This window comes from Thermobacillus sp. ZCTH02-B1 (genome assembly GCF_002159085.1).
Lineage (GTDB): Bacteria > Bacillota > Bacilli > Paenibacillales > Paenibacillaceae > Thermobacillus.
The window spans coordinates 15,302-30,877 of record NZ_LZRU01000043.1; the positions used below are offsets into that span (position 1 = coordinate 15,302).

The 15,576-nt window shown below is 63.1% G+C and carries 15 protein-coding genes; 13 read left to right on the forward strand and 2 right to left on the reverse strand.

What is annotated here, in order from left to right:
- The first annotated feature begins 16 nt into the window (after positions 1–16).
- Complete coding sequence (locus tag A9Z00_RS14735; RefSeq protein ID WP_296979054.1) at positions 17–568, forward strand: hemerythrin domain-containing protein; 552 nt, start codon at positions 17–19, stop codon at positions 566–568.
- Here the strand turns inward: A9Z00_RS14735 and A9Z00_RS14740 are convergent.
- The gene (locus A9Z00_RS14740; RefSeq protein WP_296979055.1) at positions 469–984 is read right to left on the reverse strand and encodes a DUF488 domain-containing protein; all 516 of its coding nucleotides are present in this window, start codon (positions 982–984) and stop codon (positions 469–471) included. The two genes, A9Z00_RS14735 and A9Z00_RS14740, sit on opposite strands and share 100 nt — an antisense overlap.
- Here A9Z00_RS14740 and A9Z00_RS14745 point away from each other — a divergent pair.
- The 6 genes from A9Z00_RS14745 (at position 975) to A9Z00_RS14770 (ending at position 4,847) form a co-directional block, all read left to right on the forward strand.
- Entirely contained in the window at positions 975–1,124 is a 150-nt protein-coding gene (locus tag A9Z00_RS14745) for a hypothetical protein (protein ID WP_296979057.1), read from the forward strand. The genes A9Z00_RS14740 and A9Z00_RS14745 overlap by 10 nt on opposite strands.
- Positions 1,121–1,813, forward strand: a complete 693-nt coding sequence (locus A9Z00_RS14750; RefSeq protein ID WP_296979059.1) for an aspartate/glutamate racemase family protein — start codon at positions 1,121–1,123, stop codon at positions 1,811–1,813. The genes A9Z00_RS14745 and A9Z00_RS14750 overlap by 4 nt, the downstream gene beginning before the upstream one ends.
- A gap of 156 nt (positions 1,814–1,969) precedes the next feature.
- Positions 1,970–2,515, forward strand: coding sequence for a nucleotidyltransferase family protein (locus tag A9Z00_RS14755; protein ID WP_367189634.1), 546 nt, complete (start codon positions 1,970–1,972; stop codon positions 2,513–2,515).
- A 114-nt stretch (positions 2,516–2,629) separates the two neighbouring features.
- Positions 2,630–2,905, forward strand: a complete 276-nt coding sequence (locus A9Z00_RS14760) for a hypothetical protein (protein ID WP_296979062.1) — start codon at positions 2,630–2,632, stop codon at positions 2,903–2,905.
- 176 nt (positions 2,906–3,081) lie between these two features.
- Positions 3,082–3,957: a hypothetical protein gene (locus tag A9Z00_RS14765; protein ID WP_296979064.1), complete on the forward strand. Its 876-nt coding sequence runs from the start codon at positions 3,082–3,084 to the stop codon at positions 3,955–3,957.
- 44 nt (positions 3,958–4,001) lie between these two features.
- Positions 4,002–4,847 carry a VanW family protein gene (locus tag A9Z00_RS14770; RefSeq protein ID WP_296979066.1) on the forward strand — a complete coding sequence of 282 codons (846 nt, stop codon included), beginning with the start codon at positions 4,002–4,004 and terminating at the stop codon, positions 4,845–4,847.
- 225 nt (positions 4,848–5,072) lie between these two features.
- Here the strand turns inward: A9Z00_RS14770 and A9Z00_RS14775 are convergent, their stop codons facing one another.
- Positions 5,073–5,492, reverse strand: coding sequence for a DUF488 domain-containing protein (locus A9Z00_RS14775; RefSeq protein WP_296979067.1), 420 nt, complete (start codon positions 5,490–5,492; stop codon positions 5,073–5,075).
- A gap of 299 nt (positions 5,493–5,791) precedes the next feature.
- On the opposite strand from A9Z00_RS14775, the gene A9Z00_RS14780 reads away from it, so the two are divergent.
- From A9Z00_RS14780 to A9Z00_RS14805, 6 genes are all read left to right on the forward strand, one after another.
- Positions 5,792–8,065: a rhamnogalacturonan lyase gene (locus A9Z00_RS14780; protein WP_296979229.1), complete on the forward strand. Its 2,274-nt coding sequence runs from the start codon at positions 5,792–5,794 to the stop codon at positions 8,063–8,065.
- 71 nt (positions 8,066–8,136) lie between these two features.
- Positions 8,137–9,048, forward strand: a complete 912-nt coding sequence (locus A9Z00_RS14785) for an ABC transporter permease (protein ID WP_296979230.1) — start codon at positions 8,137–8,139, stop codon at positions 9,046–9,048.
- Between the two features lie 27 nt (positions 9,049–9,075).
- Positions 9,076–9,957 carry a carbohydrate ABC transporter permease gene (locus A9Z00_RS14790; protein ID WP_296979069.1) on the forward strand — a complete coding sequence of 294 codons (882 nt, stop codon included), beginning with the start codon at positions 9,076–9,078 and terminating at the stop codon, positions 9,955–9,957.
- A gap of 50 nt (positions 9,958–10,007) precedes the next feature.
- A complete protein-coding gene (locus A9Z00_RS14795; RefSeq protein WP_296979071.1) occupies positions 10,008–11,636 on the forward strand; it encodes an extracellular solute-binding protein in 1,629 nt (542 codons plus the stop codon).
- Between the two features lie 179 nt (positions 11,637–11,815).
- Positions 11,816–14,155 carry a helix-turn-helix transcriptional regulator gene (locus A9Z00_RS14800; protein WP_296979073.1) on the forward strand — a complete coding sequence of 780 codons (2,340 nt, stop codon included), beginning with the start codon at positions 11,816–11,818 and terminating at the stop codon, positions 14,153–14,155.
- Complete coding sequence (locus A9Z00_RS14805; protein WP_296979076.1) at positions 14,152–15,552, forward strand: FG-GAP-like repeat-containing protein; 1,401 nt, start codon at positions 14,152–14,154, stop codon at positions 15,550–15,552. Before A9Z00_RS14800 ends, A9Z00_RS14805 begins: the two co-directional genes overlap by 4 nt.
- The last annotated feature ends 24 nt before the right edge of the window (positions 15,553–15,576 follow it).

The window sequence follows — 15,576 nt, forward strand, 5'->3', positions numbered from 1 at the left end:
GAAGGAGTGAACGGTCATGGATCAAGGGAATCACCAATGCGGCGCGGCGATGTTCGGCGGACGGGGCCCGGTGAAGCTGTGCGAGCCGCTTGCCCGGCTGCAGCTCGAGCACGGACCGCTCCGGGAACAAATGAACGCCTTCGCCCGCGAGGCGGCGGCGATCGGGCGGGACGGCGCGGTCGCGGACTGGAGCGGACCGCTCGCGGAGCTGAAGCGGAAGATCGACGCCTTCGTCGGCGATCTGGATCCCCATTCGGAGCGCGAAGAAGGGGTGCTCTTCCCGATGATGGCGAAATACATCGGCAGGGAGACGGGGCCGATCGCCGTGATGGAGTACGAGCACGATCTGGCCAAGGCGAACCTGAAGAAGTTCCGCGAAGCCGTGGAGCGGCTCGAAGGTGCGGTGGACGCCGAGCGGGCGAAGGAGATCGCCTCCTACGCGATCCAGGCCCATGATGTGCTGACGGATCATTTCATGAAGGAAGAGAACGTGCTGTTCCCGATGGCGGAAAACATGCTGAACGCGGAGGAGAAGGCGGAGCTCGGCCGGGCGATCGGATCGGCCTGACGAATGCGTCCGGCGATCCGGCCGGTTCCGCAACGGCGTGATGGTGCACGGGAACCTTCGCGGCGCAGACGCGGCGTGACGGTGCGGCGTCGGGCCTCGTCACAGATGCGATCCGCAATCCCGAGCCGGACCGGATCTTCCGACAGTTCCCGTTCGTATCCATGGGTAGAATCCTCGGATCGCTCCGGGCGGTGGCAGAATTGGGTGCGCTGTTCGGGGCTCGGGGCGATGTCTTTCATCCATTCGTCGATTGCCGCCTGCTCCTTCGGCACGCCACAGCCGCGCGGCCAGAACCGTTCGATGAGCCGTCGCAGGCCGTCTTCGGGAGCGGGCGGTTCGCATGCAACATTTGGATGGATATTCGCGTCGACTAAAAACGATGAAAGAGAAAAAGGAGAGGATACCCATGGATGCATCGGGCGCGATCAAGAAGCACCGCGAGATGACGGCGTTCAAACCCGATCCGATGCCCGCGGAAAACCTGGACAAGCTGTCCCGGGCGCTGTACCTCTCATCGTCGGAGCGGGCCTTCCATCGGGGGAGGTTCGGGTCATGAAGACGATCGGCCTTCTGGGCGGCATGAGTTGGCAATCGACGATTGAATACTATCGGATCCTCAACGAAGAAGTGGCGAGCCGTTTGGGCGGCTTGCATTCCGCGAAGATCGTGATGTACAGCGTCGATTTTGACGGGATTGCGGAGATGCAGCGCCGCGGCGATTGGATGACCGCCGGCCGGGTGCTGGCCGAAGCCGCGCAAGGGCTGGAGCGGGCGGGCGCCGATATGGTGTTGATCTGCGCCAACACGATGCATATCGTGGCGGATGCGGTGCAGCAGGCCGTTCGCATTCCGCTCGTCCATCTGGCGGATGTGACCGCCGCCCGGGTGAAGCGGGCCGGGCTCACCCGCGTCGGCCTGCTTGGCACGCGGTACACGATGGAGAAGGACTTCCTGAAGGACCGGCTGGCTTCGCACGGCCTGACCGTGCATGTGCCCGAAGCGGAGGATCGGGAGGAGGTCCACCGGATCATTTACGAGGATCTGTGCCGCGGGATCATCACGGAGGAGTCCCGCCGGCGCGTCAAGGACGTGGCGGAGCGGCTGGCCGCGCGGGGGGCGGAGGGCATCCTGCTCGGCTGCACGGAGTTGCCGCTTCTGATCCGACCGGGCGATCTGTCGGTTCCCGAGTTCGACACCACGCGCATCCACGCCGAGACGGCCGTGGAGATGGCTTTGTGTGAGTAAATGATGTGTGGCGATTGTCTGCCTCGTGGCGGGCGGCCGCTTTTTTATTTGTTGTTAAGATTGCGAAATGGTTATAAAATTTTACACAAGCAGCCGATCAGCAGGTAGTATGGTTGATCTTCATTGGAAACGGGTTATTCGGTTCAGGGGGCCATGATGCTGGAAGCAAAGCTGATCCGGATCATGAAAACCTATGAGCACTTGATGAGGGATTTGAGACTTGTTCAGGGACTGGGATTATCGCATTGGTGCATTGCCGCCGGTTATGTCCGAAACCATGTATGGGACTATCTGCACGGTTATTCGGCAAGAACACCTTTACATGACGTGGATGTCATCTATTTTGATGCTTCCGATCTTACCGAGGAGTCTGAAAAGCGGTACGAGCATCTTTTGAGAAAAGAAGTGAACGACTATAATTGGTCCTTCAAGAACCAGGCCCGAATGCATGCCAGAAATCGGGAAAAGCCGTATGCGTCCTTAACGGATGCGATGAAAAGATGGCCGGAGACGGCCACTGCGGTCGGCATAAGCCTTGAAGGGAATGATATCAAGGTTACCGCTCCGCACGGACTGGACGATTTGTTCCATCTTGTCATACGCAGGAGTCCGTACTTTACGGATCAGGACGATTTTTACGCGCGAATCGAACGCAAGAAATGGCTGGAATACTGGCCTCAACTGAAGATCGTTGACGAGTGAAGAAGACGGAAGCATGGATGGTAACCGGGAGCAAACTGTGCACCGTCAACCAAGCGTAGCCGGAGGTTGGAATGTTCCAGGTCAAATCTTATATCATTGAAACCCGGTCGCAACGTGACGGATTTGGACGATGTGGCGCGTAATCCCCAAAACGATTTCGTTGAAATCACGGATTTGAAAGGCCTGGAATCCATTCGTCGCAAGCTGGATTTCAAACGGCCAATACGCGCGCGAATTGGAGAAAGTAAAAAGATTGAAAGAGAAATTGCAATTCCGGCCCGGTTGAGTCTTGCCGGGGAGAGGCCGTTCAAGCGCAGATGGATGGAATACGTCATCCTGTTGGTTGACATCGACGGCCGGAGCATCCGGACAACGGTCGAATCCGGCTGAACGGAACCGCCTGGAGCAGACTTCATGGCGTTGACAGGAAATTACATGTTGATGGAGTAACTGGAAGGATTTTTCGTCAAAGACAGAGAAATAGAAGCCATAAACGAAAAAAGCCGGCAAATCGTCCATTGATCAACCTGGAAAATCCGTTGCTGGATGTTCGGGAGGCCGTTATGATGCGGGTTTTCATGTGCATGTTACTCGTCCTGCTGTTGCTGTCCGGGTGCTCGAATGATCCCAATGTACAGGAGCATGCAATCGCAACGCCTGACGTCGGGGAACGCGTGGAAGACCAACCGGCGGATCAGGATTCGGGCGTTCAAGACGGCAATACCGATACGGATCGAGAGGAGATGTCCGACACCGGCTCCGAAGAATCCGAACAGGCTGAGGATCCGAAATCCCCGGACCTCTCGACCGCCTACGATGAAGCCGGAAAGCTTCTGGACGCTTTGAAGGCTCGTGATGCATCGGTGCTTGCCGGGCTGCTGGAATACACGGGGCAATTTCATGCCATTCCGTTCGACCAGGGGATGGCGGAGAACATCATCAAAGGATTCGAAATCAACTTCGATCTGGATTCCCTCGTCGCGGAGGCGAATGAAGAAGGAACTTCGTGGTTGCCCGAGTCGGGACAATTCGAATTCATTCTGAAGGACAACGGGGATGCGAGCCGGTTTGATGACCACGAGAACGTGCTGTTGGTCAGTTTCGGAGAAAACGGTTCCCAGGTTTATTACTACAACCCCTATATCCGGTATTTCCCCTTTGCATTCGACATGGTCTCGAGGTACATGCAACTGATCGAAGCCGAAGATGCGCAAGGGCTGGCCGCGTTTCTCAATCCGGACGACCTGGATGTTCCCGTTTGGGTGGCGGAAGAGACGATCAACCAATACAAGAAGTTCCTGGACGGCGCGAGTCCGGCGGTACGCTATCAGGACAAATTCTTATTCGTCGTGAGCAACGGCCAGGGAGAGGAACACCTCTTTCAAATTGTATATGGCGACGGACTGATGGGAATCCGGGACGAGTTTATTCCCGAATTCTGACCGGAAGGGGCCGATTCGCCCCTTCCATCCGTTTGGGATGCGGATTGCGGATGAATGCGATGAGACCCGTGAGACGAAGCCGGCCAAGGATCTGGCTGGGCAGAAAATACTATCGCCTGAAGCGGTATTGGGAATGGCATTTCGGCGGCAAAACGTATGCTTCCCGTCGGGAGAGCTCGCTGCTTCCCCATGTCATCTTCACCCACAGGACTCCCCTGCTTCGTCAGCTCAAAAATGTGGACATGTGGCTGCAGCACAACAAAGTGCGGAATCTGCGCATCGCCGCCCGGAAGGTGGACGGGATCATCGTGATGCCGGGAGAAACCTTCTCCTTCTGGCGGTTGATCGGCAATCCGACGAGAAGAAAAGGCTACGTGGAAGGCATGGTGCTCTTTTACGGGAAAGTGGGGACGGGCGTGGGCGGAGGGCTGTGTCAACTGTCGAATTTGATTTACTGGATGACCTTGCACACGCCGTTGACCGTGACGGAGCGATATCGGCACAGCTACGATGTGTTCCCCGATTCGGGAAGGGAGCAGCCCTTCGGTACCGGAGCCACGGTCGCCTACAATTATCTCGATCTGCAGATTGAAAACCGGACCCGCGACCCGTACCAATTGATCATCCGTTTGACGGATACGCATCTGGTCGGAGAATGGAGATTGACATCGCCGCCGCTTTTGAAGTACGAGGTATACGAAAAAGAGCACTGGATTACGCAGGAGTATTGGGGCGGTTATGTCAGACACAACAGCATTTACAGGAAGGTGTACACGCCGGATCATGAACTGGTTGACGACGAATTCATCACGGAGAACCACGCGATCATGATGTACGAGCCGATGCTGACGGAAGGGTCCGGCATGGAGGGGGCGGAACCCGTGAAATGACCGGAGCATCCGGCGCGAAAACCATCGATGGCGGGAGCATCCGAGTCACCCGCCGAAGAAGACGGAAGAGAGGAACCCCTGAAGGAGGCGGAGTTCGCGGGCCGGCACGACATCCGGTTCGACATTTTGAAATAAGGTCCGCCAGAAAGGCGAAGCCGGCCGCAATGCGGGCCGGCGTTCGTGTTTTTCCGCCCCTGCTTCGGGTGTTCGATCGGGACGTCCCGATCAGGGACCGGGCGGCCGTTCGGACCGGCCCGGCGCGCCGGATTCCATCCGCCGTTCGAGCCAGGACCGCAGCACGGCGGCGTGATTGTGCACGGGATCCCTCGCGGCGTAGACGAGCGTGACGGTGCGTTCGCGGGCGATCGCGCACAGACGGTCCGCCAGCGCGAGCCGGACCGGATCCTCCGCGAGTTCCCGCCCGTACAGGCGCGCGAACGCTTCGAAGCGCTCCGGCCGGTGGCCGAACCACGCGCGCAGCTCGGGACTCGGCGCGATCTCCTTCATCCACTCGTCGATTGCCGCCCGCTCCCTGGACACGCCGCGCGGCCAGAGGCGATCGATCAGCACGCGCAGGCCGTCGTCGGAGTCGGGCGGTTCGTATATGCGTTTGATCCGGATGGCGCGTCGGTGCGATGCCGTCATGGGGCGTAGACCTGCCTTTCGCGGGCAAACGGGATGATTCGCCGTTGATTCCAAGTCTATTCTATCCGCCGGAAGAATGCTTGCTCCATAACCATACTTGACGCTGCCATGCACGGGCAAGGGCCTCTCCGCAAAAAAATCGCATCTCCGCAAAAAAGTCCAATCCCCTGAATCCCCCCTGCGCAAAATTGTGCGATTGCCTGAAAACGCTTCCTCCCGTACCTTCGGAGTCGGGAGGGAGCCACTTGCCGACCAACGAAACCCATGCCAATCCGCCGGCGGGCGCCAAGACGGTTCAAATGGAAGCGCTGGACCGGGGGCTTGCGGCCGTACGAACCGATGAAGGGATTTATCTGAGCTGGCGGCTGCTCGGCACGGAAGTGACCGGGCATACCGACAGCGGCATGGCCGGGCCGGCTTTCCGAATTTATCGGGACGGCGTCCGCATCGCCGACATCGGGCATTCCACGAACTACCTGGATCCCGACGGAACCCTGGATTCGCGTTATTTTGTATGCGCTGTCATCAACGGGCGGGAAACGGACCGCAGCCGGGAAGTCCGTCCGTGGCCGGGACCGTACCTCGAAATTCCGCTGAAGAAGCCTGCGGACGGCGTCACGCCGGACGGCAGGCCGTACACGTATGCCGCGAACGACATGAGCGTCGGCGACGCGGACGGGGACGGCCGATACGAATATTTCGTGAAATGGGACCCGTCCAACTCGAAGGATGTGTCCCAGCCCGGATACACCGGCAGCGTCTATATCGATTGCTACCGCGAGGACGGGACGCTGCTCTGGCGGCTCGACCTCGGCGTCAACATCCGCGCGGGCGCCCACTACACGCAATTCCTGGTCTACGATTTCGACGGCGACGGCCGTGCGGAGCTGATCTGCAAAACGGCGCCGGGCACGAAGACGATCCGCTTCGGGGCGGACGGCCTTCCCGAGCGGGAAGCATACATCACGATGCCTCCGGAGGACATCGCGGCCGGATACAGCCACGCCGACGACTACCGGATGAGCGCCGAAGACTATGCGGAGCACGTCGTCCGCATGTTCATGCGTTGGCATGAGCACGAAGAAGTGAAGGCCGGGCGCTGGCCCGCCCGGGTGGAGGAGGCGCTCGGCTGGAACCGGCGGTTCGATTATCCGTTGTCCCGCGCGGACGCGGAGCGGCTTCGCGACTATTTCTTCGATGTTTACGCGCCGGGCCGCGATCCCCGCAACCGGCTGCGCGAGTTCGAGGGATTCATCCTCGGCGGGCCGGAGTATCTCACCGTCTTCGACGGCGCGACGGGCGAGGAACTGCGGACGATCCGCTACAAGCCCGGGCGGCACGACGACGGCCTCCTGTGGGGCGACTACGCCTGGCGCCGGATCGAGCCGGGCAACCGCGTCGACCGGTTTCTCGCCGCCGTCGCCTATCTCGACGGCGAGCGGCCGTACGCGGTCTTCGCGCGGGGCTATTACACGCGCGCGGCGGTCGTCGCGTACCGCTGGGACGGGCGCGAGCTCCGCGAGCACTGGAGCATCGACAGCGGCTGGGTGCCGATGGACAACCCGTTCAACGACGCGCTCCGCGCGGAGGACGGCCTCGATCCGGCTTACGGTGCGCTGGCGGGCCAGGGCGCCCATTCCCTCGCCGTCGCCGACGTCGACGGGGACGGGTGCCAGGAGCTCGTCTACGGCGCGGCGACGATCGACCACGACGGCACGTTGCTTTATGTGTCGCGGGGATTGATGTCGCCGGGGAGCGCCGCGCCCGGCCGGCTCGTCAAACTCGGGCACGGCGACGCGCTCCACGTCGCGGACATCGATCCGGACCGCCCGGGGCTCGAGATCTTCATGGTGCACGAGGGCGGCCGCCACGTTCCGTACGGGTTCGCGCTGCGCGACGCGGCGACCGGCGAGGTGCTGTTCGGCGCCCCTGCCGAAGGCGATGTCGGCCGCGGCATGATCGGCCAGGTCGACCCGTCGCGCCGCGGCCTGCAGGTCTGGGCATCGGCCGACCACGCCGGGCGCGAGCCGTTCGGGCTCATGACGTGCCGGGGCGAACGGATTTCCCGGGATGCGCCCGGCACGAACATGAACATCCGCTGGGCGGCCGACATGACGACGCAGATCGTCACCGGCACGTTCGACGAGCCGGCGGCCATCGACGATTGGAAGCGCGGCCGGCTGCTGACGGCGCACGGCACCCGCACGAACAACGGCACGAAGGGCAACCCGTGCCTCGTCGCCGACCTGTTCGGCGACTGGCGGGAGGAGCTCGTCGTGCGCACGGCGGACAGCTCGGCAATCCGCATCTACATGAGCACCGAGCTGACCGATCGCAAGCTGTACACGCTGATGCACGATCCGCAATACCGGGTCGGCATCGCGAACCAGAACGTCGTCTACAACCAGCCGGCCTATCCGGGTTTCTATTTGGCAACGGACATCGATTGGGCAAAGGTGCCGGTTCCGCGCATCCATACGCCGCACGCAGGAAGGATGGAGCCCTCCGCGGATCCGGCGTCCATGGCCGGATCGGCGCCGCCCGCATCCGACAGGGAGGTGACCGCCGGATGAAGCCGACCGCGACTTCAACCGCGGCCGCTGCCGGCGCAGACGCGACCGTCGCCGGACCGGCGGCCGCCCGGATGGGCGGATCGACGAAGTGGGGCCGGCTCTGGAAGAACCGCTGGCTGTACGTTCTGCTCGCGCCGGGACTTCTCTATTTTCTGATCTTCAAATATGTCCCGATGTGGGGCGTGCTGCTCGCGTTCCAGAACTTCTCGCCGTACCACGGCTTCTGGAAGAGCGAATGGGTCGGGTTCGAACATTTCCGGGTCTTCTTCACGAACCCGGAGTTCTTCATGCTGCTGCGGAACTCGCTGATCCTGTCGTTCTACAACCTGATCTTCTTCTTCCCGGCGCCGATCATCCTGGCGCTGCTGCTGAATGAAGTGCGCATCGCGCTGTTCAAGCGGACGATCCAGACGCTCGTCTACGTGCCGCACTTCATCTCGATGGTCATTGTCGCGAGTCTCACCTACGTCTTCCTGACGACGGAGGGCGGCATCGTGAACGAACTGCTGGACCATTATTTCGGCTTTAAAATCAGCTTCCTGACGGACCCGGCGTGGTTCCGGCCGATCATCATCCTCCAGACGATCTGGAAGGAGTGCGGCTTCGGCACGATCATCTTCCTCGCCGCGCTGGCGAGCGTCGACGTCGAGCAGTACGAGGCCGCGATCATCGACGGCGCGAACCGCTGGCAGCAGATGTGGCACATCACGCTGCCGGCGATCCGCAGCACGATCGTCATCCTGCTCATCCTGCGCATGGGTGACGTGCTCGACAACGGCTTCGAGCAGATCTACCTGATGCTGAATCCGCTCAACCGCGAAGTGGCGGAGGTGTTCGACACCTACGTGTACTTCATGGGCATCACCCAGGGCGCGTTCAGCTACAGCACGGCGGTCGGCCTGTTCAAGTCGGTCGTCGGCATCATCCTGGTGACGCTGGCGAACTGGACCGCGAAGAAATTCGGTCAGTCCGGCATTTACTGACGCGGCGGACGGGAGGAGCGAGGAGCCATGAGGCATTACCGTACCATTCCCGGAACGATTTTCGACATCTGCAACTACCTGTTTCTCAGCCTGTTCGCCCTTGCGGCGGTGCTGCCGTTCCTCTACGTCTTCGCCGGCTCGTTCGCGTCGGACACGGAGCTGACCCGGCGGGCGTTCTTCCTCATTCCGGAAAGGTTCACGACCGCCGCGTACGCGTACATCTTCTCGACCGACACGATCGTGCGCAGCATCGGCGTCTCGATCTACGTGACGACCGTCGGGACGCTGATCAACCTGTTCTTCACCGTGACGATGGCGTACGCGCTCTCGAAGCGGCATTTGGCGGGCCGCAACTTCGTGCTCAACCTCGTCGTGTTCTCGATGCTGTTCGGCGGCGGCATGATTCCGACCTATCTGGTCGTCCGTGAGCTCCATCTGCTGGACACGTACTGGGCGCTCATGCTGCCCGGCGCGATCAGCGCGTTCAACCTGATCATCGTGAAGAACTTCTTCCAGGAGATACCGGCGGAGCTCGAGGACGCGGCGAAGATCGACGGCTGCCACGATCTCGCACTGCTGTGGCGGATCGTGCTGCCGCTGTCGATGCCGGTGCTGGCGACGTTCACGCTCTTCTACGCGGTCGGCCACTGGAACAACTACTACTCGGCGCTGCTCTACATCAACGAGCCGTCGAAGTGGCCGCTGCAGGTCATCCTGCGCCAGATCGTCATGCTGTCCCAGATGGCGGCGGGCGATCTGAACGCCATGGACCCGAATTTCGAGAAACCGCCGGACCAGTCGATCAAGCTCGCGGTCATCGTCGTCGGCACGATTCCCATTCTGATCGTCTATCCGTTCCTGCAGAAACACTTCGCCAAGGGCGTGCTGCTCGGTTCGGTGAAGGGGTGACGGATATGCGATACCATTTTCAGCCAAATGAAAAGGGAGGTTTCTGCGGCATGAGAAAAGCGAAACGATGGGCCGCCATCCTGACGGCGCTGCTGCTCGTGCTCGGCCTGCTGTCGGCGTGCGGCGGCGGCCAAGCGGGCAATTCGGGTTCGGGCGGCGATGCCGGCGGCTCCGGCGGCAATCCGGAAAGCCGGACGGAATCCGGCGCATCGAACGCGGGGAACGGCGGAGACGCGAACGCGTCCGAACCGGAGCCGCCGATGGAGATCAGCATCATGCTGCCGATCTTCAAGACGAATTATCCGTCCGACGACAGCCCGGTCGTGCAGGAGATCAACAAGCGGGCGAACGTGAAGCTGCATTTCGAATGGGTGCCGAACTCGTCCTACACCGACAAGTTCAACATCACGCTCGCTTCCGGCAAGCTGCCGACGATCATCTACGTGCCGGACGTGAAGAACCCGAACTTCGTCAACGCGGTGAGGGCGGGCGCGTTCTGGGAAGTGGGCGAGAAAATGAAGAACTACCCGTACCTGTCCCTGGCGAACCCGGTCATCATGCAAAACTCCTCGATCGACGGCAAGAACTACGGCGTCTATCGCGGCCGCGCGCTCGGACGCAACGGCATCAATTACCGCAAGGACTGGCTCGAGAACCTGGGGCTCGAGCCGCCGAAGACGATCGACGATTTCTACAACATGCTGAAGGCGTTCAAGGAGCAGGACCCGGACGGGAACGGCAAGGACGACACCTACGGCATGGTGCTCGTCAAATGGACCGGCCAGTGGGCGAGCGGCTTCGACATCATCAAACTGTGGTTCGGCGCGCCGAACAAATGGGGCGTCGTCGACGGGAAGCTCGTGCCGGAACACGAGACGCCGGAATATCTCGAAGCGCTCCGCTTCATGAAGAAGCTGTATGACGAAGGGCTCATCAATCAGGACTTCGCCGTGTTCGACTCCGCGAAGTGGAATGACCCGGTCGTGAACGGGCAGGCCGGCGTCATCGTCGACGTCACCGACAACGCGGCGCGGCTCGACGACGCGATCCACCGGATGCTCGCGGAGCAGGGCAAGGACCAGCCGGACGTCCATTTCGTCGACAACATGATCGGCGTCGTCGGCGATCACGGCCTGCGGGCGCTGCCGACCTCCGGTTTCGCGGGGCTGCTCGCGATTCCGAAGTCGTCGGTCAAGACGGAGGAGGAGCTGGACCGCGTCCTCGCGTTCCTCGACAAAATGAACGAGCCGGAGATGCAGACGCTCGCGAACTTCGGCATCGAGGGCGTCCACTACACGGTCGAGGACGGCTACGCGGTGAGGATCAGCGACACGGTCAAGCTCGAGTCCGAAGTCGAAGGCCTGAACCAGATGCTGCCGTTCATTCCGGAAGACCAGGGGCTGAAGGTGAAGCAGACGCCGCTCCGCATCAAGACGGAGGAACTGCAGAAGGAAGCCGAGCAGTACGTCGTGCCGAACCCGGCGGAACCGTTCATCTCCACCGTCTATTCGCAGAAGGGGCAGCAGCTCGACAACATTATCAACGACGCCCGCATCAAGTACATCGTCGGCCAGATCGGCGAGGAAGAGCTGCTCAAGGCGTTCGAGACGTGGAGAAGGTCGGGCGGCGACGATCTGGTGAAGGAAATGAACGAGCTGTACGCCGCGGCGAACCGGTAAGCCGCGCGCGGGTCCGGTCGGCCGCGTCCCTCCGGGGCGCGGCTCTTTACGGTTCATTCCGCCGGAAAATCGGAGGAATTGCACGGAAAATTGAATTTTTCTTCCGGCCGGAATGCGGTACGATCGGAGGCAAAAGACCCGCAGCGGGACGGGCGGCTTGGGGAGCGGGGGATGGATGCGTGTGGAAGCGGATCTTCAGCCTGCCGGCCCGGATGGCGTCCGGCGGTCATTTCTATCGGCGCAGCCTGATCTTGCTGTTCGTCGTGTCGGGCGTGCCGGGATTCATCATCGGTTCGATCCTGTACGGGCTGACGGCGGGCCGCGTGGAGCGCGAGCTGCTGGACAACCACGTGAGCCAGATCGAGCAGCGTTCCGTGCATCTGGACAACCAGCTCGGAAACCTGGAGCTTCTTCTGTCGCATTGGGCATTCGATCCGAAGTTCGACTGGCGCCTCAGGGAGACGGACTTCGTGCGCGAATTCAACGTGACGCAGGAACTGACGCGGACGCTCGTCGCGATGCAGGGATCGAACGCGATCGTGAAGTCGGCGGAGCTGTACGTGGGCGGGTCCCGCCCCGTTCTGCTCCATCCGGAGTACATGGCGCTCGACGAGACGCGAGCCGAGCGCTACGAGGTGCTGATCCGCTACCGCCGGTTCACCTACTGGACGTATTGGGCGTTCGATCCCGACCGGCCGGACGAGCGGGAACCGGCGCTCGTCCATCACGTGCCCGCCGGCAGCCTGGAGCCGTTCGGCGTGCTCGTGTTCCGCATCGATCAGGCGAGATTGGCGGAACTGCTGCGCACGCTCTCGCCCTATGACGAGGGCGTGACGTTCACCTGGGACCCGGCCGGCAGTTTCTGGCTGTCGGCGGACGGGAGCTCCGCCGATTCGCCGTTCGTCCGCGCCCTGATGGAGCGGATCGATGCGGCGGGGGGAAGGAGCGGCTCGTTCCTGACCGAATGGAAGGGGCAGACATACGCCGTCTCCTACGGCACGCTGTCGCGCATCGCGAGCGACTGGCGGTACGTGTCGGCGTCGCCGATCGGGAAGATTACGGCGCCGGTCGTGTTCATCTCGAAGGCGATCCTGCTGGTCAGCCTGGCCGCACTGGGGCTTGCGGCGATCCTCGCGTGGCTCGCTTCCCTGCGCATCTATTCGCCGATCCGGCGCCTCGTCGCGCTGTTCGCCGGCGGCCGCGGCGCGCCCGCCGGCGACGAGTTCACGCTGATCGAGCGCGAATGGCTCGACCTGAACCGTGAGCGGGCGGAACTGCACAACCGGATCCGGGAGCAATTGCCGTTCGTGAAGCACGGCTTCCTGCACCAACTGCTGCAGGGCCACCTGCACGCCTATTCGGAGGCGGATCTGCGCCGCCGCATGGAGCGGCTGTTGCCGGGGACGGAGGGCTCGCGGTTCGTCATCGTCTACGTCCGGCTGATCGGTCCGCTCGGCGGCGAAGGCAAATTCCGCGAAGGGGACGAGGGGCTCGTCTCCTTCGCCGCCGCGAACCTGCTCGAGGAGCTTGCCGCGCCGCGGTTTCCGCGCAGCGAGACGATCCATTTCCACGACATGTCGGCGGGCGTGCTGCTGTTCGTGCCGCCCGGCTTCTCCCTGATGGAGGTGATCGAGGCGTTCTGCGGCGAGGCGGCGGCGAGGATCAACCGCATCCTGCACCTGCACGCGGTGTTCGCGTTCGGCGAACCGGTCGAGCGCATCCGGGACGTGCCGCTCGCCTTCGAGCGGGCGCGGCAGGCGGCCGGCCGGCGGCTGATGGACCGCGCGAACCAGATCATCCGCATGGAGCGGGAACTGGCGGACGAGGACGCGGCCGCCGAACTACGCTATTCGTTCGCGCTCGAGCGCGAGCTGATCCACGCGCTGCGCACCGGCGACGAAGCCGGCGCCCGCGCGCATCTCGCGGCGTTTCTCGACTCGCTCTGCGGGGGCGGCGCGAAGGAGATCGACGTGCAGCAGGGAATGCTGCAGCTCCTCGGCCTGATGCAGCACGCGATGATGGCGTCGGGCTTCCATCCGAACCGGCTGTACGGCGGTGCGAACCTGTACGCCGAACTGGCGCGCCTGCGGGAGCCGAAGCGGATGCTGGGCTGGTTTTTCGACCGGGTGTTCGCGCCGTATTTCCGCGCGTGGGAAGCCCGTTCGGACGCCCGCGTGAAGCGGCTCGCGGAGCAGGCGGCCGAATATCTGCAGCGCCATTACATGCATGACGACATCTCGCTCGAGAGCTGCGCGGAGACGCTCGGCACCAGCCCGTACGTGCTGAGCAGGGCGTTCAAGCAGGCGACGGGCGTGAATTTCATCGACTATCTGACCGCGCTCCGGCTCGAGAAGGCGAAGCAGCTGCTCCGCGAGTCGGAGTTGAAGATCCACGACGTCGCGGGCATGGTCGGCTACCGTCACAGCTATTTCAACCGGATCTTCAAGAAGCTGGAGGGCGTCACGCCGACCATGTACCGCGAGCGGAGCAGAATGCATGACGGGAGGGCGGAAGCATGACGGAGAGCCGTTCCGGCACCGTCCGGGATCCGGCGTCGGTTCCGCAAGGCCTCATCCGGGTGTCCGGGGAGCGGATGCCGCCGGCAGGCGAAAGCCGCCGCGAGAGCGGGCAGTCCGCGCCGGCCGTCTCCGGCGGCGAACGAACATCGAACCAGCCGGTTCTGATCGCGTCCCTCGACATCCGCGCGGCCGGTCCGCGCTGCCGGCTGCTCCTCGGCGATCTCGACGGGGACGGCCGGATGGAGCTTTTGTTCGTGCAGCCGGACGAGCGGCAGGATGTGCGCCACATCCCCCATCAGGTCGGGGCGCTCACGGCGTTCGATCTCGACGGGCGGCTGCGCTGGCAGGCCGGCCGGCCGAGCCGATGGGCCGGCGGTCCCGGCTCGGACTACCCGGCGCAGATCGTCGACTTCGACGGCGACGGACGGCTCGAGGTGCTGTGCGTCATGGACGGGCGGCTCCAGGCGCTCGACGGGAGGAGCGGCCGCGTGAAGGCGAGCCTGCCGCTGCCCGCGCCGCACGCGCACGACTGCATCATTCCGGCGGACCTGACCGGACGCGGCTACAGCGGCGAATGGCTGCTGAAGGACCGCTACCGGAACGTCTGGGCGATGGACGGAAGCGGGCGCGTCCTGTGGCATCACGAGGGCAATCCGGGCCATTATCCGTGGGTGTACGATTTCGACGGCGACGGCCGGGACGAGGTGATGGCCGGCTATACCCTGCTCGACCACGACGGCCGGCCACTCTGGACGCTGGCCGGGCTTTCGGAACATGCCGACTGCATCTGGGTCGGCGACGTGAACGGGGACGGCGAGCCGGAGATCGCGATCGGCGGCAGCGCCGTCGTCCTGTGCGACCGGCACGGCCGCGAGCTGTGGCGCCACGAGGGCGCGGTCGAACCGCAGCATCTCGCGCCCGGCCGCTTCCTCCCGGAGCTCAAGGGCCTGCAGATCGCGGGCGTCGACCGGATCGTGCGCGAGGACGACGGGCGGGGCCGCGCGGGGCGGGACGCGTTGTTCCTGCTCGACGCCGGCGGGCGGCTGCTCTGGAAGGAGGAGCGCCGGACGCCGGGCTGGCTTACGATCCTGGAGCCGCTGTCCGGCTGGACCCCGGATGCGCCGGACTGCATGCTCGCGTACCGGCGCGGCGGCGGGCTGCCGCCGGCCCTGTACGACGGCCTGGGGCGGACGGTCTGCGCCTTCCCGCTGGACGGCTATGCGGCGTTCGCGGATCTGGCCGGCACCGGCCTCACGCAGGTCGTCCTGCATGATGACGAGACGGCGGCCGTGTTCGCGAGCCGCAGGGTCCGGCTCCATGCCGTGCCTTCGGCCGGACCGCTGCCGCAGCCGAAGCGGCTGTCCCACTCGACGCTTTATCCCGGCGGGGAAGCGTGATCCATCAACCGAGCGAGGAGAATT